General features: G+C 42.9%; 20 protein-coding genes, 8 tRNA genes and 1 pseudogene. 4 read left to right on the forward strand and 25 right to left on the reverse strand.

The window, feature by feature from the left end:
- Nucleotides 1-94: 94 nt before the first annotated feature.
- Together LIQ05_RS07520 and LIQ05_RS07525 are read right to left on the reverse strand one after the other, a co-directional pair.
- Nucleotides 95-2428 carry an ABC transporter permease gene (locus LIQ05_RS07520; protein ID WP_226819727.1) on the reverse strand — a complete coding sequence of 778 codons (2334 nt, stop codon included), beginning with the start codon at nucleotides 2426-2428 and terminating at the stop codon, nucleotides 95-97.
- 11 nt (nucleotides 2429-2439) lie between these two features.
- Nucleotides 2440-3138, reverse strand: a complete 699-nt coding sequence (locus tag LIQ05_RS07525) for an ABC transporter ATP-binding protein (protein ID WP_226819728.1) — start codon at nucleotides 3136-3138, stop codon at nucleotides 2440-2442.
- A 333-nt stretch (nucleotides 3139-3471) separates the two neighbouring features.
- On the opposite strand from LIQ05_RS07525, the gene LIQ05_RS07530 reads away from it, so the two are divergent.
- The gene (locus tag LIQ05_RS07530; RefSeq protein WP_226819729.1) at nucleotides 3472-5379 is read left to right on the forward strand and encodes a diguanylate cyclase; all 1908 of its coding nucleotides are present in this window, start codon (nucleotides 3472-3474) and stop codon (nucleotides 5377-5379) included.
- 40 nt (nucleotides 5380-5419) lie between these two features.
- Here LIQ05_RS07530 and asnB read toward each other — a convergent pair whose 3' ends face one another.
- From asnB to LIQ05_RS07590, 12 genes are all read right to left on the reverse strand, one after another.
- On the reverse strand, nucleotides 5420-7414 hold the full coding sequence (gene asnB, locus LIQ05_RS07535) for an asparagine synthase (glutamine-hydrolyzing) (RefSeq protein ID WP_226819730.1): 1995 nt from the start codon (nucleotides 7412-7414) through the stop codon (nucleotides 5420-5422).
- Nucleotides 7415-7786: 372 nt separating this feature from the next.
- Nucleotides 7787-8848: a DUF4179 domain-containing protein gene (locus LIQ05_RS07540; RefSeq protein ID WP_226819731.1), complete on the reverse strand. Its 1062-nt coding sequence runs from the start codon at nucleotides 8846-8848 to the stop codon at nucleotides 7787-7789.
- Nucleotides 8835-9401, reverse strand: coding sequence for an RNA polymerase sigma factor (locus tag LIQ05_RS07545; protein WP_226819732.1), 567 nt, complete (start codon nucleotides 9399-9401; stop codon nucleotides 8835-8837). The genes LIQ05_RS07540 and LIQ05_RS07545 overlap by 14 nt, the downstream gene beginning before the upstream one ends.
- A 70-nt stretch (nucleotides 9402-9471) precedes the next feature.
- The gene (locus LIQ05_RS07550; protein ID WP_226819733.1) at nucleotides 9472-9777 is read right to left on the reverse strand and encodes a hypothetical protein; all 306 of its coding nucleotides are present in this window, start codon (nucleotides 9775-9777) and stop codon (nucleotides 9472-9474) included.
- 231 nt (nucleotides 9778-10008) lie between these two features.
- Entirely contained in the window at nucleotides 10009-10266 is a 258-nt protein-coding gene (locus tag LIQ05_RS07555) for a hypothetical protein (protein ID WP_226819734.1), read from the reverse strand.
- A gap of 42 nt (nucleotides 10267-10308) precedes the next feature.
- On the reverse strand, nucleotides 10309-10716 hold the full coding sequence (locus LIQ05_RS07560) for a type II toxin-antitoxin system VapC family toxin (RefSeq protein ID WP_226819735.1): 408 nt from the start codon (nucleotides 10714-10716) through the stop codon (nucleotides 10309-10311).
- Nucleotides 10700-10942 (reverse strand): type II toxin-antitoxin system Phd/YefM family antitoxin, encoded by a 243-nt coding sequence (locus tag LIQ05_RS07565; protein ID WP_226819736.1) that lies wholly within the window; start codon nucleotides 10940-10942, stop codon nucleotides 10700-10702. The genes LIQ05_RS07560 and LIQ05_RS07565 overlap by 17 nt, the downstream gene beginning before the upstream one ends.
- Before the next feature lie 126 nt (nucleotides 10943-11068).
- Nucleotides 11069-11142 (reverse strand) — tRNA-Arg (locus LIQ05_RS07570).
- Nucleotides 11143-11326: 184 nt separating this feature from the next.
- Nucleotides 11327-11773, reverse strand: a complete 447-nt coding sequence (locus tag LIQ05_RS07575) for a hypothetical protein (protein WP_226819737.1) — start codon at nucleotides 11771-11773, stop codon at nucleotides 11327-11329.
- Between the two features lie 205 nt (nucleotides 11774-11978).
- On the reverse strand, nucleotides 11979-13370 hold the full coding sequence (locus LIQ05_RS07580; protein WP_226819738.1) for an aminopeptidase: 1392 nt from the start codon (nucleotides 13368-13370) through the stop codon (nucleotides 11979-11981).
- Nucleotides 13371-13592: 222 nt separating this feature from the next.
- A complete protein-coding gene (locus LIQ05_RS07585; protein ID WP_226819739.1) occupies nucleotides 13593-15323 on the reverse strand; it encodes an ABC-ATPase domain-containing protein in 1731 nt (576 codons plus the stop codon).
- A gap of 587 nt (nucleotides 15324-15910) precedes the next feature.
- Nucleotides 15911-16642 carry a histidine phosphatase family protein gene (locus tag LIQ05_RS07590; RefSeq protein WP_226819740.1) on the reverse strand — a complete coding sequence of 244 codons (732 nt, stop codon included), beginning with the start codon at nucleotides 16640-16642 and terminating at the stop codon, nucleotides 15911-15913.
- A gap of 340 nt (nucleotides 16643-16982) precedes the next feature.
- On the opposite strand from LIQ05_RS07590, the gene LIQ05_RS07595 reads away from it, so the two are divergent.
- The gene (locus tag LIQ05_RS07595; RefSeq protein ID WP_226819741.1) at nucleotides 16983-17549 is read left to right on the forward strand and encodes a hypothetical protein; all 567 of its coding nucleotides are present in this window, start codon (nucleotides 16983-16985) and stop codon (nucleotides 17547-17549) included.
- On the opposite strand, the gene LIQ05_RS07600 is transcribed toward LIQ05_RS07595, so the two are convergent.
- Nucleotides 17550-17840, reverse strand: a complete 291-nt coding sequence (locus tag LIQ05_RS07600) for a hypothetical protein (protein ID WP_226819742.1) — start codon at nucleotides 17838-17840, stop codon at nucleotides 17550-17552. It lies immediately after the preceding gene.
- Between the two features lie 347 nt (nucleotides 17841-18187).
- Between LIQ05_RS07600 and LIQ05_RS20590 the strand changes: the two genes are divergently transcribed.
- Both LIQ05_RS20590 and LIQ05_RS07605 read left to right on the forward strand, forming a co-directional pair.
- Nucleotides 18188-18247, forward strand: coding sequence for a DUF6783 domain-containing protein (locus LIQ05_RS20590; RefSeq protein WP_416385985.1), 60 nt, complete (start codon nucleotides 18188-18190; stop codon nucleotides 18245-18247).
- 187 nt (nucleotides 18248-18434) lie between these two features.
- Nucleotides 18435-18887, forward strand: a complete 453-nt coding sequence (locus tag LIQ05_RS07605; protein ID WP_226819743.1) for a DUF5684 domain-containing protein — start codon at nucleotides 18435-18437, stop codon at nucleotides 18885-18887.
- A 283-nt stretch (nucleotides 18888-19170) separates the two neighbouring features.
- Here the strand turns inward: LIQ05_RS07605 and LIQ05_RS07610 are convergent, their stop codons facing one another.
- The 10 genes and pseudogenes from LIQ05_RS07610 to LIQ05_RS07655 all read right to left on the reverse strand — a co-directional run bounded on the left by LIQ05_RS07610 (nucleotide 19171) and on the right by LIQ05_RS07655 (nucleotide 21286).
- A complete protein-coding gene (locus LIQ05_RS07610; protein WP_226819744.1) occupies nucleotides 19171-19797 on the reverse strand; it encodes a lactate utilization protein in 627 nt (208 codons plus the stop codon).
- A gap of 73 nt (nucleotides 19798-19870) precedes the next feature.
- Complete coding sequence (locus tag LIQ05_RS07615; protein ID WP_226819745.1) at nucleotides 19871-20068, reverse strand: hypothetical protein; 198 nt, start codon at nucleotides 20066-20068, stop codon at nucleotides 19871-19873.
- Nucleotides 20061-20318 (reverse strand): annotated as a pseudogene (locus LIQ05_RS07620) (nucleotidyltransferase family protein); the annotation flags it as partial. The gene LIQ05_RS07615 and the pseudogene LIQ05_RS07620, both read right to left, overlap by 8 nt.
- 287 nt (nucleotides 20319-20605) lie before the next feature.
- Nucleotides 20606-20691, reverse strand: a tRNA-Leu gene (locus tag LIQ05_RS07625).
- Nucleotides 20692-20694: 3 nt separating this feature from the next.
- Nucleotides 20695-20767: transfer RNA gene (locus LIQ05_RS07630), tRNA-Val, on the reverse strand.
- A 34-nt stretch (nucleotides 20768-20801) separates the two neighbouring features.
- Nucleotides 20802-20875: transfer RNA gene (locus tag LIQ05_RS07635), tRNA-Asp, on the reverse strand.
- Between the two features lie 19 nt (nucleotides 20876-20894).
- Nucleotides 20895-20968: transfer RNA gene (locus tag LIQ05_RS07640), tRNA-Ile, on the reverse strand.
- 4 nt (nucleotides 20969-20972) lie between these two features.
- A tRNA-Thr gene (locus tag LIQ05_RS07645) sits at nucleotides 20973-21045 on the reverse strand.
- 78 nt (nucleotides 21046-21123) lie between these two features.
- A tRNA-Glu gene (locus tag LIQ05_RS07650) sits at nucleotides 21124-21195 on the reverse strand.
- Nucleotides 21196-21213: 18 nt separating this feature from the next.
- Nucleotides 21214-21286: transfer RNA gene (locus LIQ05_RS07655), tRNA-Asn, on the reverse strand.
- Between the last annotated feature and the right edge of the window lie 199 nt (nucleotides 21287-21485).

The following is a 21485-nucleotide window of genomic DNA, read 5'->3' on the forward strand; positions in this document are numbered from 1 at the left end:
GAAAATAAAATGCTCAGCATAAATCAGGGCAAACTCCCGAAGAAATAGAAGTCTGCCCCAATATCCTCCAATATTCTATTTTCGTATAATTCTCCTACTCCACATTTTTCAGCGCCACATCCATAGGAATCTTCTTAATCCTTCTAAATTGCAGCAGGGCTACCAGCACATATGCCCCCATCCCCATTGCAAACATCTCCGGATAAACCGCTGGTTTCAGATATAAGGTAAGCCATCCAGAAAAAGAGGACATCAGATATCCGTATATTCCATGAATGGTCCAGGTGGACAACCCCAGGCTAAGCAAAATGGACAACACGACTACCCACGTAGTAGAAGTGAGATAAAGGCTGTTGATCTCCCTGTTCTCATACCCCAGAATCTTTACCATAGAAATGGCATTGGCATTTTTTTCAATAATCAGCTTGGTAAGCAGATAGATCAAAAGAGCAAACAGCACAACTGCAAATACATTGATCAGCTTAAACATCTCTCCCATAGACACATCCAGCTGACGGCTGACCTTTGTCAGATCGTCCTCTGTAATCGTTGTTGCGATCAAATCCTCATCCAGATCTGTGATCTTTTCCCTGGAAAAATAACCGTTAAAGTACCCCTCCTTTTCCCCAAAGTTTTCCCTGTAAGAAGTAATCGGCATAAACACCGTCAACGAAGCCGGATAATCGTAGATTCCCTGCACGGTAAACTCATAGGTCTCGCTTCCGTAGGCTTCCTTCAGCACAATGGTATCCCCGGTCTTTATCTTATACTTTTCTGCATAACCGTCGGAAATCAGAACTCCATCTGTTGGAAGCTCCGCGCTTACATATGTACTGTTCTCTGAAATCCCATAGACCGTTATGGTCTCGCCATCCTGATCTGGCAGTACGTTTTTCATGGAATTCAGGCAGAACTTTTCTGCGGACGCTTCATTGGTTTTCATGGACGGAGTGAGGAATTTCTGTAGCATTCCCATAACTGTATACCGTTCCTTCTCGTCTGGCTCCTCCGGTACATTCAGCACATACTGATACGGCGCAATCATATTTTTCAAAATTTCTTCCTGATAATGATCCAAGAGCGGCTTCATCATCATTCCAAAAAGCAGCAGCACATTTGCAAAAAAGATTCCAATAAATAAAGTCAGATAACTGGATTTATTCTGCAGGATAATACGCAGCCGGAAGCGGTTGAAAAACTTAAAGTCCGGAAGACGCACAGCTTTTTTCCGTTTGGATGTGGACAGATCATGACGCAGGAATTTCAAAGGAGAAAGACGCAGTTTTCCTGAAATCAGGATCAGATTGATTCCCAGCATGATCACTACCGGAACCACTGTGGTCAGTATAAATGCATCTGCATTCCAGCGTGTTTCATAGGTCGGCAGGCTGTAGCTGCCATAATACATACCTGCACAAAGATCTTTAAAGGAAGTGTAGCCCAGCACGTTTCCAAGAACAGAAGCAACCACAGTTACGATCAACGGCATGGAAATATAGTGGAACAGAAGTTCTCTTCTGGAATATCCGGAAGCACGCAGGGTCCCGATCACAGAAGCTTCTTTTGTAATGGTATTATTTGTTGTAACTGCAAACACAAAAGCAATGATCACGATCAGAATATACAGCAGCACCTCCATCATAGCCTTATCACCGCCCATGTCCTCACCGGTAAAAGTGATGGCTTGATTGGAATAGGCTGGGATAAAGCCTGTCACATTTCCATATTTAACCAGAACCTCCAGAAAATCCTCAGACATGTTTTTTGCTTCAATATCATCCTTTGGTGCCGTCTCATACTGCCAGGAATAGCGGTACTCCAGGTGGGTGGTTCCAAAAACATCCGCACCTTCTTCTGTCATAATACCCACACCGAATTTTACAGCATCAAACATCATATCGCTGTTATCAGAAAATAAACAACTGTAGTCGGGTAATGCTACATATCCGGTAACCTTCAGCTGTTCTCCCCCAATTTCTATCTTGTCGCCAACCTTCAGCTTGTTATTATCTGCATACATCCGGTCAATAGCGATCTCGTTTTTCCCAGCTGGCATCACGCCTGACATCAGGCACACAAGATTCATATCGGTGCGATCCTGATAAATACGCATGGTTCCCTCTTCGTTTCCATCCAGGTCTGCATCCACAGCTTCATCGCGGTAAAAGTTTTCGCAGATTCGTACTTTTCCATTTTTTTCAATTTTCTTCAGATCACTTTCGCTGGCTTTCGAAGAGAGGGTAAAGTTGCCATGTTCAATGTTATATTTTTCGAAACCTTCGTCATAGGCTGCCAGCATACTGTCATCCGCCACCAGAAATCCCGAGACAAAACCTATGGTCAATGTCATAAACAGAAAAATCACAATATATTTTCCGAAATCACTTTTCAATTCTCTTGGAAGACGTTTCCACAATGGATTCTTCATAGTACACCGCCTTACCAGTCCAGGTCGTCAGCTGCGACTTTGGACTCATTTAGATAATTTTTGCGGATCTGACCATCACGGAGCTTCACCACACGGTCTGCCATATTTTTGATGGCATCGTTGTGGGTAACCATGATGATGGTATTTCCATACTTCTGGTTGACCTGCTCGATCAAACGCAGAATTTCCTTGGAGGTGTTGTAATCCAGCGCTCCTGTTGGCTCATCGCAAAGAAGGATGTCCGGATTTTTTACAATGGCACGACCAATCGCTGTTCTCTGCTGCTGACCGCCGGAAAGCTGGTTTGGAAGCTTATGTCTGTGCTCATAAAGCCCCAGGGTATGAAGCAATTCATCAATATCCAGGGCCTTATCGCTGAGATAGGCTCCCACTTCGATATTTTCCTTCACATTTAAATTGGGGATCAGATTATACATCTGGAAAACATAGCCCAAATGCTTCCGGCGGTAAAGAGTCAGCGCCTTATCCTTCATATCCCCTGTTTTTTCCCCGTTTATGGAAATATAGCCCTCATCTGGCTCATCAATTCCACCGATAATATTCAAAAGTGTGGATTTTCCGGAACCAGACGGTCCAAGAAGCACGCAGAATTCGCCTTTTTCCACAGAAAAATCAATTCCTCGGAGAACCTCTGTCCTGCTGTCTCCAGAACCGAAGCCTTTCTTCAAACCTTTGATTTCAAGAAACATCTTTTTTCCTCCCTATAAACAATTTTAGTTCACGAACTATTTTCTCTCAAAACAATTACAGTGATTTCTACGCCGTCTTGTTAGTTCTTGCTAACTTATGTTTATCATAACTCTTTTATCTGGATATGAAAAGAAGTGTATTTGAGAATAATTCTCAACAACAGCAGTTTCGTTTTTTCGAAAAATATTTTGTTAAAAATTACTTTTACCGAAATTGGTTTTTGAGATTTTCCAATATATTTTTCACAAAAGATGTGGTATTTCCACAGATAATTCGATATAATACTAACAATGTTTATAGTTTTGTACAAACTGTCCTTGGGAGATTTTTACATGAAGAAAATAGCACTTATTACAGACGGTTGGGGACGTTATGTAACCTATACCTGGATTCAGGGATATCGGAATTACATGGCTGCCCACCAGTCAGATATGGATTTATACATTTTCCAGAGCTTCGGAAATTTCAGTATGGATGAGAAGCATAATGCAGGGGAATACAACATCACACGGCTTCCTGATTTTTCAGAATTTGACGGCATCCTTCTGGATCTGGCCACCGTGTCCCAGCCAGACCTGATTGCAGAGGTGATCGAACGTGCCAGGAAAAGCGGCGTCCCAACTGTTTCCCTTCTGGAACAGATTCCTGGACTGTATCATTCCGGAATTGACAACTACAAAGCCATTAACAGTGTTGTTGAGCATCTGATCACCGAACATGGATGCCGGACTCTGAATTACATTGGCGGACCTGAATTTAATAAGGAAAATCAACTCCGTTTCAAGGCTTACAAGGATGCCCTTCTTCACCATGGGATTTCCTTCGAGGAACAGCGTGTGATCCATCATAATTACGAAATTGAAACCGGAATCCAGGCCTTTTCCAAATTTAAAGAAATGGATCTGCTTCCAGATGCCTTTGTATGTGTCAACGACAATACTGCGGTCGGTGTCTGCCTGGCTGCCAAAGAAGCGGGCTATTCGATCCCCGGGGATTTTCTGGTAACCGGTTTCGACAATGAGGACAAGGCATCCTACTATGATCCAAGAATTACCACCGTAGGCTTTTCCAAGGCTGATGTTATGGCAGGTGCTCTTCTGCTTCTGGAAAAAATCTGGCAGGGGAAGGCTGAAGCCACTTATGTGTACGCACCTTTCAACTACGTTTTTCAGGAAAGCTGCGGCTGTATTTCCAAAAATCCGCCAGACCGGGGAGAGTATGTGATCGGACGGATCATAGCAGAAGCACGCCAGAGCGATATGCAGAACTGGATGATGGATCTGAACCGTGTTCTCCTGGACTGCTCCGGATACACAGAGCTTGCAGGGCGCATGCAGACCTGGCTGACTGAGCATGGCTGCGGAAATATTTATCTGTTTATGAATCCAGATATCTTTATGAGTGAAAATGTGGATGTGCTTCCTGAAATCCCAGACGACACCTATCTGACTCATGGATATCCAAATGAAATGACACTGGTTTACCCCCGTCAGGAAAATCAAAAGCCACAGCAGCTTGATCTGAAAGAGGTTCTTGCCCTTCCACGAAAAGAGTCTGGTGGAAAGCAAAATATTTACCAGTTCTGTCCTCTGCATTTTCGTGAACGGGAAATCGGCTTCCTGATCATCACCAATTGTGATTATCTGCTGGAGCATCAGTTCCTGTTCGAAACCTTAAATGCACTCCAGACCTCCATAGAGGCCCTGTATGCAAGGCTTACCCTGCGTAAAATGAACAAGCAGCTTTCCCAGCTTTATATCCACGATTCCCTCACCGGACTTTACAACCGGATGGCATATGAGAAGCTGGCTCTTCCTCTTTTCCATCAATGTATGCGGGAAAATCAGCCAGTGGGAATCATGTTTGTGGACGCAGATCACCTGAAATATATCAACGATAACTTTGGTCATGATATGGGAAATCTTGCCATCAGCAGCATTGCTTCCGTTCTGCGGCAGCTCTGTCCTGCGGAGTCCATTTCCATGCGCTATGGCGGAGATGAATTCGTGTGTGTGATTCCTTATTCTGATGAGCTGCAAATGCAGGAGCTAGCTCATACCCTTCAGACTTCTCTGGATGCACTTTCTGCCAACAGCCGGGTGGGCTTCCCCATTGAGGCAAGCATCGGCTGGGTGAGCGCCGAGGATCCAATTCTGACTCTGAATGATTATATCAATCTGGCAGACGAAAAAATGTACTCTGCAAAAAAGTCCAGAAAAGCAGAGCGGAAGGATTCCTAAACGGACAGGACGCCTCTGGCGACATCACCATATAGGAAAATCAGTTACTTTGCAGCTGACGTTCAGAACTTTCCCCGTAAAAAAATGTATGATACCAAATCAGGAAGGTAAGGACTGTCCATATCTTGCGGCTGTTGTCCTTTTTCCCTTCTTTATGTTCTCTCAGAAGCTGGAGCAATTTTTCTGTATGAAAAAATTCTTCAGCTTCTTTTGATGTAAACACTTCTTTCACCATCTGGTACCAGTCGTCCTGGCGCAGCCACACACGGATGGGAATTGGAAATCCCAGCTTCTTCCTTCCGTCCGTATCCTGGGGAATATACTTCGAAACTGCTTTTCGGAAAATATCCTTCGTCGTACCGTCAGCAATCTTGGCTTCCTTAGGCAGCCCTGCTGCCAGCGCCCATACTTCCTTGTCCAGAAATGGCACCCGCACTTCCAGGGAATGGGCCATACTCATCTTGTCCGCTTTCTGAAGGATATCGCCGGGAAGCCAGTAATTCAGGTCAACGGACTGCATTTTCTCCATATCCTGAAGGTGGGATTTTCCCAAGCTTCCACTTTTCTTTTCTATTCTGCACGCTTTATCTGTGTGCTTATTTCTATCTGTCTTTCCAAAGAAACGGTCATTTTCGATTTCTTTATAAAACGGATTCAGGTATTCCTGGGTTGTCTGCCCTGTCACGCCACCTTTTAAAATCTGATTTTTTTCTTTTTCACCATAAATATATGCATTTCCGATAAATCGTTCTTCTACTTTCTTTCCTGCGCGGATCAGGAAGTCCCTGCCTTTCACATCTGGCAGTTTCGCTGCCAGCCGGCCTACTGCCCTTCTGATTCCAAATGGAACCCAGCCAACCATTTTCAGTGCTTCCGGCTCCCGGTAAATGTTATATCCGCCGAAAAGCTCATCCGCACCCTCCCCGGAAAGCACTACTTTCACATGCTTCGCTGCTTCCTGCGCCAGGAAATAAAGGGCAACTGCAGATGCATCCCCTGAAGGTTCGTCCATATGGTACATCACATCCGGGAGGGAATTCCAGAATTCTTCCTTGGAAATGATTTTTATATGGTGCTTCAGGCCTGCTGCTTTCGCAACCTGGGCAGCTTTTTCCACTTCATTGTACCGAATGCCTTCGTCAAACCCTACGGTAAAGGCCTGGTCTGCTCCGGAGGCGGCTGCCAGATAGCCAGAATCCACGCCGCCAGACAGGAATGCGCCAACCTCCACATCGCTTAGCATGTGGTGCTTTAAAGTATCGTCCAGGATGGTTTCGAGCTGTGCCTGAAGCTGCTGCATATCAGGTTTTCCACCCTGACGAAGCTTAACAACAGGCTCCGCCAGTTCATCTTTCCACTGTCCAGGTGTCAATCTGGCTTTAAAATACGATTTTATTTCATATTTCCCATCTCTATAAATAAGCACATGCCCTGGCATCAGCTTATAAATTCCTTTAAAAAAGGTCTCTTCCAGTGCTGAATATTGAAAGGACAGATACTGCTCCAACGCTAGCCTGTTCACTTCTCTCTTATACCCTGGGAATGCCAGGATGCTCTTGATTTCAGATGCAAATACGAAATGCCCGTCGATCTGCGCATAATACACCGGCTTGATTCCAAAGAAGTCTCTTGCCAGCATCAAAGTCTGCTCCTTCTCATTCCACACAGCAAATCCGAACATTCCCCTCAGCTTGTCCAAGGCCTTTTCCCCATACTGCTGAACGGTATTCACCAGCACTTCCGTATCCGAATGGGTGCGGAAAGAAATACCAGCTGCCTCTAATTCAGCCCGCAGTTCCTTATAATCATAAATCTCTCCGTTAAAAACAATATGCAGATTCCCATCCGCACTTTCCATAGGCTGCTGTCCATCCTCCAGGTCAATAATGCTAAGCCTTCTAAATCCAAGGGTAATCTCGCCACCACAAAAAGAGCCTTCACTGTCTGGCCCTCTATGTTCAATGGATTTCATCATTCTCTCGATTACAGCCTTCTGATCATTCCTGTAACCGGTAAATCCACAGATACCGCACATATCTTCCTCCGTATTTAACCGCCGCGCACTTCTGCCGCGGCATTATATTTTTTTTTCCCTTTACGCTTCCTCTTCCCCTTGAGTATGCAAATGGCACAGAATGTACCTTGAAGTGAACTTTAGAATCAAAGTTTGAGATATTATAACATAAACCAAAACTGTCCATGTATTTACTATTTTCTCATACCAGACTACAATACCCGAATTCAAGTGAAATCTACCGCAAAGTGGCATGTAAATTACAAAATGATTTTTGGTATAAAATCGCCCCTGCTGAAAAAACGGAACCACTGATTTCTCAATGCTTCCGCTTTTTCCGCAGGCGGTCAATACAGAGGTTTCTTGTGATTCGTCCGCAAAAATGTGCCCAATTTACTTTTGTAAATCAACCGTAATACTCTCACCTATCGGAACCGCCAGATCTTCCGGTGCCTGGTTTTCGCCATATACGGTTCCAGTTTCTTCTATATAAGCATCTTCTGATTCCTTCTGTTCTTGGGAAACAATTTCTCCTGCAGTTCCTGAAAAGCGATAGAGTTGCAAATTTAATTGCTTTGCATGATCCGGAATTTCAAGATTTTCTAATTCAAAGATCAAATTCGGTTTTTCATAGGAAGTGAGATCAAAAACATATTCATTTCCTAAGTCGTCTTTTCCACGAAGCCAGAATTCATCATCTTCTGCCATATCAGAAAATACCCCCGAAATGGTGCATCCAAAGATATTGTATTTCATTTCTGAAAGCAAAAATGTCTGATCTTTCTCAAGCGGTATGGACGTTTGAATGTCAATCTCTTTTGTATCCGCTTCCAACTTTTCTGGATCTGCTGTAAATGAAAATTCATACGCATCCTTCTCTTCAACCTGCCCATTTTCATTTTGAAACGTTCCTATTTCAATTTCAAATTTCTGGGAACGATCAGCTTTACTTCTATTAAACTTCGCTACAAAGTATTTGGAAGCTGTTTTTTCTGATCCTGTGCTGTTATTAAGCGTATATTGCCTTTCTAGCTCTAATGACTCCCCATCAACAGATGCCTGGACACTGTTCAGGGAAATATCATTTTCGTCTGTCAGAGAATATGCAACCCAGAGACTTTTTTCATCCGCAGCAACCTCCTCCAAAGAAACCGCAATCCCATTTTTTTCAATTGTCTTTTGGATTGCTTTCACATATTCATCTGTGCCCTTCTCAATTCCTAAAATCCGCCCAATAAGGGAGGTCATTTTATACCAGGCTGCTTTCACCTCTTTCTGATGAATAAGACCAGCGCCAATGACTGCCACTAATAGGCTGCAGGCGGCCGCAACCCTTATGTAATGCTGGACTATTACGATTTTATTTTCTTTCCATGGTTTAGCCGCCTGATAGATGTATTTCTCATCGATCTCCTCAAACGCAGTTAAAAATTCCCACCCTTTACTCTCCTTCATAGCCAGCCTCCTTTAACAAACCATAAAGTTTTTTCCTACTGCGAGCCAAAATTGACTTGATCTTGCTTTCCCCACAGGCATGCCGGTCCGCTATCTTTTTTATAGGATCCATATACCAATAACGCCTTATAAAGATATCCCGGTCACGTTCAGAAAGCTTCCCTAAAAAGAAGTCAAACAACTTTACAAGTTCCTTCTTTTTCAGGTAGTCCTCAATGTCAGAAGAAATTGCATTTCCAATCTTTTCCACCTCTCCTGCAATATCCTCCATATGGGAATCCACTCGTTTCTGCGCATTTCTTTTGCGATAGCGGTCTATCGCTGTATTTCTTGTTATTTTAGAAACAAAGGAAGACAAAACAGATGGTCTCCTGGGCGGAATGTTATTCCATGTAAAAAGCCATGTATCATTTACACACTCCTCGGAGTCTTCCCTGTTATACAAAATATTCTGTGCAATCCTATAACACATATTCTGATATTTGTTTTTTGTCTCTACAATTGCATTTTCATCTCTGGCAAAATACAAGTTAATGATCTGTGAATCATCCATCCTGTGCCCTCCTTTCTTTTTCACTTTATATCACGTATTTTATTACAATTGGTCGCAAAAAGAGAATTTTTTATTTTCCTTCCTGATCCAATACCTCTGTCACATAGCTGCCTTGTCCATCTACGGCAATTACTCGTTCTTTACCGTCTTCAGTTTCAATAATCTGCCCTATTGATACTTGATCCTGCGGTCCCTCAATACTCAAATCGGGATTTTCCTTAAATGTACCCAATGGATATGGATACATTACCCGTTCTCCCTTTGCATTGAAAAATTCATGCAATTCAACTCCAGAACTGGCAGCTACTGAAACAGCACCAATCAGCATGCTTACTGATACTCCAATCAATAACAGTTTTCGTTTCATCATATTCATCCTACCTCATTTCCATAATTTTTTCAGCTATAAGCTGTAAACAATATTTTCCAGTTTTCTCTTTTGTAGTTACTTCATTCCTTTTTCACTATATATCACGTAAAATTTTTGCGTCCGTTGCATACCCTGAAAATTATGTAAAATTTATTTCTATTTTTGCTACATAAAAAAGACACCAAATCCTTTTTGAACATTCTCTAAGGTTTTGGTGTCTTATAAAAAAGTATAATATTATTTCTGAAGCACAAAACGTGCCTGCTCCAGATTTTTCTTATCCACAAGGATTTCATACTGCTTGGCCTGCTCCGCTGGGCTTCCTGCACTTCCCACACGTCCCCGAAGTGTTCCGCTGCCTGTCCATTCTCCCAGCTGGTCTTTTACTTTGTACTTATACCTGATATTCTGTCTATCTAGAATATCCCGAATCTCATTAAATCTTTTCAAGTCTGTACCAAGCCATAAGCTTTCTGAATTAAATACTGTAAACATTTTTCATCTCCCATTCCGCTATCGCTTCCAGAATATCGCATTTCAGATTCTTGCCAAAAATTCAGCTGGTGTAAATGCTATGACTTTGCTTTTGGTAAAATCTTTAAGATTTCGTGTGATAATATAATCTGCATGAACCCATTCTGCTGTTGCACTTTGAACAACATCCTCGAAATCCTTCCATTTCATATTTACAGCTCTCTCCAAAACAGTGGGACCGAAATCTGCAAACTCAAATATCAAATTCAATTTGCGAAATACATCTTCAATCTGATCTGGTGTCAGCTGCTTTCTCATGATATACATCATATTGGCATAAGTCAGCGTAGAAATATATCCCTTTGCCTGCTCTGTTTCACAAAGTTTCCTGATCAGAGCCGAATCCTTCACGAATTCCGGACGGTTCAATAAAACATCCAGAACAATATTGGTATCAATCAGTAAAACCATATTTTTCCCTCATGCTTTCAGATTTTACCTCATCCAGGTTATAGTCCTCCTTCAGGATTCCTGTAAGGGAATCTGTTAAATAGGACACCACAGCATCTTTTGGAATAAACCTTCCTACTTCTTTGCCATTCTTGGTTACAATGATTTCCTGTCCAGACATCACAAGGTTCAGATATCTCCCGAAATTATTTTGCATTTCTGTTGCAGTTGCTGTTACAGTTGCCATAAAATCGTCTCCTTTATTTTAGCTAATTCAATTATATAAAATATTAGCTAATAATTCAAGCTATCAGCGAAATATAGATAACAAAAACGGAACCACTGATTTCTCAATGATTCCGCTTCTTAGTTACGTGTGTTAGAGGATTCGAACCCCCGGCCTTTTGGTCCGTAGCCAAACGCTCTATCCAGCTGAGCTAAACACACATTTATTACTTGTGAAGTATTTGTCCCTCACAACAATGGATATTCTACACGATACCTGTGGTTTTGTCAACACCTTTTTGAAATTTTTTTAAAATATTTTTTTGTAGGTATTTTTTGCACGATTGGTACTATTTTAAAGACTCTATCAGAACTCTCTAACTTCTTCCAGCAGGACTGTGCCTCCCTATCTCCTGGCTTTCTTCGCCTGCCAGTTCAGCACTGCACCAATCATATAAATAGCCGGGAACATCAGCATACGGATCACGGAAGCCGGATCGAAATCTCCGAAGATCATAGTAACGATCACTTCTGCCACAACCTCTGCAATAAGAAGGCCTCCCATTCCCACACAAAGGCCTGCATTCTCCACCTTACCTGCCTGTTTCACACCAACCACGCCAGCTGCCAGGTAGATCACTCCTGCTGCCAGAACCATTACATTGCTTGCCACCAGCTGGCTGTAAGTCATACCGTTCTGATTTAGATATTCAACAACTGCACTGTCACTGCTGCCCTTCATAACCAGGGAAAGAGTGTTTCCACTTCCAAATGCCAGCAGAACCCCAAGAAAAAGCAGGAGCATTCCTCCCACCTTCAGGATGGTCTCTCCCGGTGCCTGTTTTTTCAACATAATCTATTACTCCTCATAAAAAAATACATAACCGCTCAATAATTCTCGAAATACACCTTGCTAAACCCTTATAAAGCTTCAACAATAAATATGAGATTCAATATATTCCTAAGAAAAATCACGGACAGACATAAAACGTCTGTCCGCTAATTTCAAATTATCTGTAGTTCAAGAAACTGTTTTACCCGTACCACGAAGCACCTGTTTACGCATCCAGAAGAAACGCCTTATAAGCCTTCTTCGCCTCGTAAACATCCGCCTTGCTGGTAACCTCCCACGGTGCATGCATACTGAGAACAGAAACACCGCTGTCAATTACTTCCATACCATAAAGAGCTGCGATAAAAGCGATGGTTCCACCGCCTCCAACATCAACCTTACCAAGCTCAGCGGTCTGGAAGCAAACCTTATGGTCATCAAAAATCCTGCGGACTCTTGCCACATACTCTGCATTGGCATCGTTGGAGCCGGATTTTCCACGGGCACCTGTGAACTTGTTGAGAACGATACCTCTTCCAAGATAAGCAGAGTTCTTTTTCTCAAAAGCTTCTGCAAATGCAGGATCATAGCCGGCGCTTACGTCTGAGGAAAGCATGCTGGAATTCTTCAGAGCCTTTCTCAGTCTGAGATCAGAATACTGTCCCAAGGCATCCAGAACCTCTGCTACACTGTTCTCAAAGAAACGAGACTGCATACCAGTTGCTCCAACACTTCCGATTTCTTCCTTATCCACAAGGAGACAGCAGCTTGTACGCTTCGGTGCTTCCATCTCAAGAAGGGCCAGAAGGGAAGTATATGCGCACACTCTGTCGTCCTGTCCGTAACCAGCGATCATACTGCGGTCAAGTCCACAATCACGGGCTTTACCAGCTGGAACGATCTCAAGCTCTGCTGAGAGGAAATCTTCCTCTTCCACACCGTATTTCTCATTCAGAATACGAAGCACGTTCTCCTTAACAGCCTCTTTCTTCTTGTCATCCGGAAGGTCCTTCAGCGGCTGGCTTCCGATCAGGATGTCAAGTTTCTCGCCCTCAACAGCCTCAGAAGCCTTCTTCGCCATCTGCTGTCCTGCAAGATGGATCAAAAGGTCTGTGATGTAAACAACCGGATCGTCCTCGTCCTCTCCGATGGTTACGTTTACAACTGTGCCGTCTTTCTTCACGATCACACCGTGCATTGCCATCGGAAGGGCAACCCACTGATATTTCTTAACACCGCCATAGTAATGGGTATCAAGATAAGCCAGATCGGTATCCTCATATAACGGGTTCTGTTTAATATCCAGTCTTGGGGAATCGATATGTGCACAAAGGATATTCATACCCTCGGCCAGATCATCCTCTCCAATGTGATACAGGGCAATGATCTTCTTCATGCCAACCTGGTAAACTTTATCTCCTGCTTTCAGAGCTTCGCCCTTTTTCACCTTTTCTTCCAGGGAAACATAGCCAGCTTCCTCAGCTTCTTTTACAATCTGTGTGATACATTCACGTTCTGTCTTTCCTACATTTAAGAAATGACGATATTTCTTCGCTACACTTTCCAGATCCTGCATATCAGCGTCTGAATAGGTGAGCCACGCGTTTGGACGTTCCATAATCTATCTCCACCTTTCTCCTGTTTTCATTTTACCTGGGAAAAATACTCCCGGCGTTTTCCACATCCGAGTTTCATTATAACGTATAACCAGGTAAAAAGCTACCAACAAATACGGTTTCCTGTACAAATCTTTTACACCTTTAACGAACAAACTTTCTCATCGTTTTTTTCACTCTTTCCAATACTTTACACTAACTTTTGGGACATAGCCAGATCATGTTTAAGGTCTCCTGTACCGATTAAAACAGGCATATATTTCCTGCCGTCTTGGTACTGCATAACCGCAGGAAATATAGCCTTCTGCCAGAAAAGACAGCCCTTCTTTTTCCAATTTGCTGCAAAGAAGCTCCACGATTTCCGGCAGCGTCCTTTTCCCGTCGATCAGCTTTTCCACCGCATATTTCAGCAATACGCCTAAAGTCTGTGTCTGCTCACTGTCGATCAGCTGCTCAATATAACGCAGATCCACATCCTGTTTTCCAATAGAAAAACCGTCTCTGCCATGTACCTTTACCTTCAGTCTTTCTGGTTTCTCCTGTGCCTTAAAATGACCGTAATAATCCTTTTTCGAACCTTTGACAGGCGCACTTTTTGACATAATACGATGACTCTTTGGCACTTTAAATTCAGCTGCAGTGTTCTCATTTAATGGATAATCTTTACAAAGCTCCCGGGCTTTTTCCGTGATATCTACCGGCATATAATTGTCCATCTGGATCACCGTATCTGCAATATGGAAAAAAGCTCCAGAACTTCCGGCAACCAGAATGGTAGAAATTCCAGCCTTCTCGTACAGATCCCTGGCACGCTCCAGAAATGGTGTAATAGGCTCTTTTTCCCGGCTGATCACACGCTGCATAAAGGCATCGCGGACCATAAAGTTCGTAGCAGAAGTGTCCTCATCCAACAGAAAAATCTGGCTCTGTGCCTCTATTCCCTCCACGATCCCAGCTGCCTGTGAAGTGCTTCCGCTAGCGTCCTCCGTGGAAAAACAAGTGGTATTTTTCTTATTTGGAAGGTCATTGATAAAAAGGGAAATATCCACATCTTTTACAAATCTTCCGTCCTCAGAGCGCAGCTTCTGGGCTGTGGAACCGGTAATCACATATTCCCTTCCATCCCCCTGGATATGATTATAAACGCCCAGTTCCAGTGCATTCAGAAGGGTGGATTTTCCATGATAACCACCGCCTACGATCAAGGTAATGCCCTTGGGAATTCCCATTCCGGTGATCCTGCCCTTATGTGGAAGTTCCATAGTGATCTGCAGACTTTCCGGTGATGAAAATGCTATACAATCTCTCATAGGCCTGGACGAAATCCCGCTTTCTCTTGGCAGGACCGCCCCATCATTTACAAAAGCAACCAGAGAACGCTTCTTTAGTTCTTCCCGGATATACATCTGGTCTTCCGCCAGAAAAATGGTATTTTCCAGATCTTTTCCACTTAAGTTTCTATATACAAATGCTTTTTCCACACAAACCGGCAGAAACTCAAAGAAAATTTTCTCCAGCTCCCCTGCATTTATGGTACGTCCATTTGCTGGAAATCCTATGAAAAACCTTGCAATGATCCCCTGTTCTGTGATCTCACAGGCCGTCCGCTCCAGCACCTCCTGACCGCATCTGGTCACAGAGATCAGACCGCTTTTTCCAGAACCTTTTGCCCGGAAGGTATAGCGGTTCACCTGCTGTTCAAACTGACGGGTAAGATAGTCTGCCAGGGTGGTCCGGGTGAGATGATCCTTATAATATGCAGTTGGAAAGCCTGCTGTTTTGTGGGAAATTTTCACGCTGATATGGGACGGTGATGCAAAAGGATCGCCCTGTACGTGATCGATGGATAACACATATTTCGGAAACTGATATGCCCCTTTCAGGGATTTATAAGCAGGATAGCTCTTCCGGTTGATGGAGCGGAGCATGTCCTGTAACTGATTTGATGACTGCATAAGTGCCTCCTTTATCTATAAAAATGAACATCGCTAATGAGCGATATCACTATTTAATTCTTCACCGCATTTAGTAGTAATACCAATACGGCATTCAAACATACAGGAAACACAAGTTATTTCCTGAGCTTTCTCATATATGTTTCCTATTTACTATAGACAATATTTCCTGACTTGTCCAGCCAGGATTTTCCTCATGCTTAAGTTCACCCTCTGCGCATTTTCCCACAACGTAAAACCACCGCCCAGTCAGCGTTCTTGCCAACAGACGGTGGTTTATTTATACATTTTTAGGGAAAGGAAAGAGTTTTTCTTAAGAGGTCGTTCTCTTAAGATGTATATATCATATCGCATAATTGTGAAAAGCATTTGTCCAAATTCTAATAATTTTATAAAATTTCTAAAATGAAAATAACTAATTCGTAACTGAATTCGAAATTCTGTCTCTGATCTTCCCATTATGTCCTTTTCTCAGAACATAGTCTTTTTTATCTTCTGAAAATCAGATCATAGATCTTACCATCCGTTAATACTTCAAAGGTTACTGTTCACGACCTCCACAGCAACACCTTTCTCAATGCACAAGATCAGTCATGTCTCTGATCTTTATTTCCATATGCTTCACAAAATCTCGCTGCAAAAGCCGGCGGTTCGTTATTTGCGTAAAGATGTGAAATATCCCCGAAGGAGTTCATACGGAGTGCAGCGATCCCCTGGCGGCGTTCTTCTGTTGTCAGGGTTGTCACAGAAGAAGGCGCTGCCACGCAGCCATGCCACAGTACCATAGGAGAGATATTCAGCAGATGGCTCAGAAGTACGCATTCCAGTCCGAAATGACAGAAGAAAACGATCGTATCGTTATTCTCCTCATTCACTTTATAATAGTGCCCTTCGCGCTCATATCCATGCTTTGCCAGAAGCTTGTCGAACTCCCCGATCACCCGGTCATATTCTTCTTTCACATGCCCCTCCTGCATGGCCTCATTTTCAAACCAGTGGTCATACTGGAAAAATCTCTCGTCTGCCATCCAGTCCTGAGGTAGCCAGTCCCACGCAATGATCTTCTTATCTGTCACATCCGGCCGCCAGATCTGACAAGGAAATTCCTTCAGCCATTCACACTCTGTGGCTATTCTGCCCATCTTTTTCAACGTCGGTGCAGCAGTGTCCTTCGCTCTTCCAAGAGGAGATACATAGAATGCTTTTACCTCTAATTTAGAAAGCTTCTGGGAAAGATACTCCACCTCTTTCCAGCCTTTTTCCGTAAGGGAATCTATATCATAATCCGGGTCGCCATGGCGCACAATCAATAATTTCATAATGTCACTCCTCGTTATTTTTCTACACTGACTTATCATCCAACAGACGACATTCAGTAATGTTAAATTCATTTTACCAAACTGATTCTAGCATATCTTCACAGATAATTCACCATATTTCTTACCATCATTTCTTTACATTTTTTGTGAAACAAGTATATAATAATGCTATATCAAAGGAGCTTTTGACGCTCATATCTTATATGAATTCAAACAGACATTGACCGGATCATACTTTATATGTAAATAAATACAATAACAAAACTGAATCAACACCACCTTCAGATTGCATTTTATCCCTCAATAAAACTTAATTTACGATTTAAACGAGGTACCCACTATGAAAAAACTTGCCGTCATTTTCCCAGGTGTCGGTTACACCTGCACCAAGCCCCTTCTCTATTACACAGCAGCCATGGCCGCCGAACACAATTATGAGATCATCCGCCTTGACTACGGTCAGGACATCCATACCTTCTACGGCCGCTCCCCAGCAGAGCTGGAGTCCATCATAAAACTGGCAATAAAAAGAACGCTCCCCCAACTGGAGAACGTCCCTTTCTCGGAATACGATGATATTATTTTTATCTCTAAAAGCATTGGCACCACTATCGCCTGCCAGCTTGAAGCAGCCCTGCAGCTGAAGGGAAAAGTCCATCAATTTCTCATGACTCCAATTCCTTCCACCTTGCGCTATCTCTCCGATATCAACGGACTTTTCTTCTCCGGAACCGCAGATCCCTACATGCCAGAATCCAAGATCCGCGCCGCTGCAAGAAATTTCCCCGACAAAACAGGTGGGATCTTCGAAGGCTGCAATCATTCTCTGGAACAAAAAGGCGACACCTTAGGCGCATTGAAAAATGTCCGCCTGATTGTGGAATGCCTGGATAAAATGCTGGTCTGATCACATAGCGGCCAGCATTCCCATTCCCTGCAAAAGATCTATGGTATCCTTGATCCCTGCTGCATAAGCCAGATCGGAATAGCGCTCATCTCTGGTCTGCAGGCATGCAATATAATCGTCGATCACCCGCTTCACAGTATGAGGCAGCTGAAGCTGATCGTACCTGGCTTCCAGGTATTTCAGGTCCTCATTGTCCTGTTTGATGTAAGAGTCATTTTCGTCCACTCTCTGCTGCTCCATCACCATTTTCTCAATGTTCTGAAGCATGATCATTCTTGTTGTCATTTCCATTATCGTTTTCCTCCTGATATGTATTCATAATTCATAGTTCATTGGTAACGTTTTCCCGAAGCTGCCAGTTCTTTACGGTAGCTTCCATCTGTTTTGGAGTTACAGTTCAAGTGAAAATAAGTTCCATTACCGTTCACGAAATTACAGGAAATCATCTCTGTAAGCAGTAACAAAATTTTCTTATTTTTTCACACTTTCCGTCATTATTCTACGTTTTATACCAGGATTTTGCAACAAAAATCGTCCGACACTTTCCTCTATAATTCGACAAAAGCGGCTGGATTCAGAATGGAAAATGGTCTTCTTTGTCCCCAGTTCCAGGCCCGCCTCATAACACTAGAGCGTGTTTGAAAAAGGCTTTCTGCAAGATGTGCAACACAATTTGTGGGAGATTTTACCCGGAATAGTTACCTCTCCATAATTTCCCCCCCCCCACACACGGCAGGTGGTTTATTTGTTTCTCAACAGTTCATTGACAGGTATATAAGAATATGCTTTAATTACCTCATGAGAGCACCTACTGGGAGAAAGTTACCAGTGCTCTGACACAATTGTATTTATTTCTAGTATACAAATGGGAAGGAGATTTAAAGTATGGGATTTCTAGTAATCAGTAGCATGATGTTTTTAGGCGGAATCTATGTAATATTTGCTTTCACATGGTGGATTCTTCAGATTGTTGCTAGCTGGAGAATTTTCACAAAAGCAGGTGAAGCCGGATGGAAAAGTATCATTCCAGTATATGGAGATTACATTTCCTATAAAATTGCCTGGCAGACCGGATATTTCTGGCTGATGTTCGTCCTTGGCATAATATCTTCCTGGATTCAGAATTACGCCAATCCAGCCGGAGACAGCACGCTCCTCCTTATGATTGTTTCCCTGATCCGGATCATCACAGGAATCATCGGAATTATGTACAGCGTAAAACTGGCCCGGGCCTTCGGCCACGGAATCGGATTCGCCATCGGTCTGATTTTCTTACAACCGATCTTTATGCTGATCCTGGGATTTGGCAGCGACAGGTATTATGGGGCGGATAAATAAAAATTTTGTTCTTTCAGGCTGCGCCCTATAGACGCAGTCAACCGCGCCCTACGAATTTTACTCATCATCACGGCAATCACCAAGGTCACATACAAGAATGATCTTTTTCTTGCCAAAAATAATGGAAGACCAGGGCTAGTAGCTTTATTGCTGACTGGCTCTGGTCTTTTTTCATGCAATACACAAATTCTAATACTGTTGTTACTCAACATGTAATATGCACTTTTATAAGGTTCTTTTTATGTTATGTAAATCTCTTTCAGTTTCCAATTAATCCCCTCGTTTAAAATCCAAGAGTATCATTCACAAGAATTACATGTATTCTATTTTTATGACGAGAATATCTTGTGATCAGAAACTGGCAGCATATCGTATCCGGTGATTTGCAGTCAAAACATTTTCCTGTGGTTTTGCAAGGTGTCTTCACCTCAAATCTCTGCGCATTTGCCGGAGCCGCCACGTTCCTTGCCCGCTTCATAGCCGCATCCAAATCCGAACAGACCTTATTCATTCCCACGATGAAAACTACTTTCCTCGGTCCCTGTGCAATACAGGAAACCCGGTTAGAATTTCCATCAATGTTTACCATAACACCATCGCTGGTAATGGCATTGGCACTGGAAAGAAATATGTCCGCATCATACGCTGCTAAAAGCCCTTCTCTTGGTGACAATTTGTCACGGTTAATATAGTTATAATTCCCGTCCTCCAACACCTTAATCAGCCCGATTTCATGCGCACTTGCGCATCCACCCATAGCAATACTGCTCCCCTCCGGGATTAACTCCAAAGCCTGCTTAACAGCCGCTTCCTTGTCTGCAGCGTAGTAGCCAGACATATTTCGAGATTCCAGACCTTTGATTACGGTTTGGGCTAATACTTCATTTCTTTTTTGCATATTAATATCCATTTAGCGTTCCTCCTAGCGTTAATTTGTTATACAACAATTATAAACAAAATATCATTTCTTAGCAATTCAAGTCTTAGCAATTCAAGTCTTTATAATCAAGCTTAACTCTTTCTCTTGATTTTCTACGTGCTTCAGCTACACTTATAGTTTGTTCACCAGCTATTCTTTCTCGTTCTACTTGTAACACACTTGTACGTAATCGAAGTAACTGAGCCTTTTTCTCCAATACCTCTGTACCCATCACCATAAATCTTTTTTGACTCTCATCCAATTACAATTCCCTCTTTCTCTATATTATTATAAAACGGCAATGCTCCCAGCCGGTATCTGTAATGTGCTTCATTTTCCAGAACTGGATTAATTACAATCCCTGACTCCAATTCCAGATCAAATGCCAGATCAAAAATGCTGTTTTCAATCTGCTCTATTTCTTCTTTTGAAAGAGGTGTTAATATCATAACGTCAATATCCGAATTTTCCTTATAATCTCCACGGGCATAAGAACCATAGATAATAAGCTTGGATAAATTATTTTTTTAAATTCTTTTAGTCCCCTGTGCAAAAACCATTAATACTTCCTGTCTAGTCATCTTGCTGCCTCCTGTCAGATTATTTTACATCCATTGTTGTATTTTAATAATATTGCAACTGGCTTCACAAATCAAGCCTTCATTTTTATTTATTTTTACTCAATCTATCTACTGTCGAAATCTGTTTGGAGAAAATGGAATAAATACGAAGTGATCCAGAAGGGTATAAATATATCCAGACATCAAAAAAACCCTTGAAAATCAAGGGTTTCAGGTCATGCCGCAGACCGGAATCGAACCGGTACGGGTATCACTACCCACGGGATTTTAAGTCCCGGGCGTCTGCCAGTTCCGCCACTGCGGCATATGGGACCTATAGGGCTCGAACCTATGACCCTCTGCTTGTAAGGCAGATGCTCTCCCAGCTGAGCTAAGATCCCACAATATTTAATTGGTGTTGATTTTCATCAACAGCGACCCGGAAGAGACTCGAACTCTCGACCTCCGCCGTGACAGGGCGGCGCTCCAACCAACTGAGCCACCGGGCCAGGAAAATATTAAATGAAATGGACCTTCGGGGACTCGAACCCAGGACCGACCGGTTATGAGCCGGTTGCTCTAACCAACTGAGCTAAAGGTCCAAAAAGCCGATGATCGGACTCGAACCGATAACCTGCTGATTACAAATCAGCTGCTCTGCCAATTGAGCCACATCGGCACAATACTTGTAAGTTGTATTATACACCAAATGTCAGAGTAAAGCCACACCAAATTGCCATTTTATTTAATTTTTCAATGACTCCAAGGGGATTTGAACCCCTGTTACCGCCGTGAAAGGGCGGTGTCTTAACCGCTTGACCATGGAGCCGAATGTTTCCATAAAAAACTCCCCCTGTTGGACTCGAACCAACGACACTTCGGTTAACAGCCGAATGCTCTACCGACTGAGCTAAGGAGGAATATAAAGGTTTGCACCTTCAAAACTACATACATGATATATCCTTGTCGGAAATTTGTCAAGAATCTTTTTAATCAACCTTGCGAATAAATCGGAAGTTCCATCTCACTTCGTTCAATGGAACGACCTGCGCGCTTTGTGCTTAGGTCAAGCCCTCACCCTATTAGTAACAGTCAGCTCCGTGTGTTACCACACTTCCA

The organism is Blautia glucerasea, from assembly GCF_020537505.1.
Taxonomy (GTDB): Bacteria; Bacillota; Clostridia; order Lachnospirales; family Lachnospiraceae; genus Blautia_A.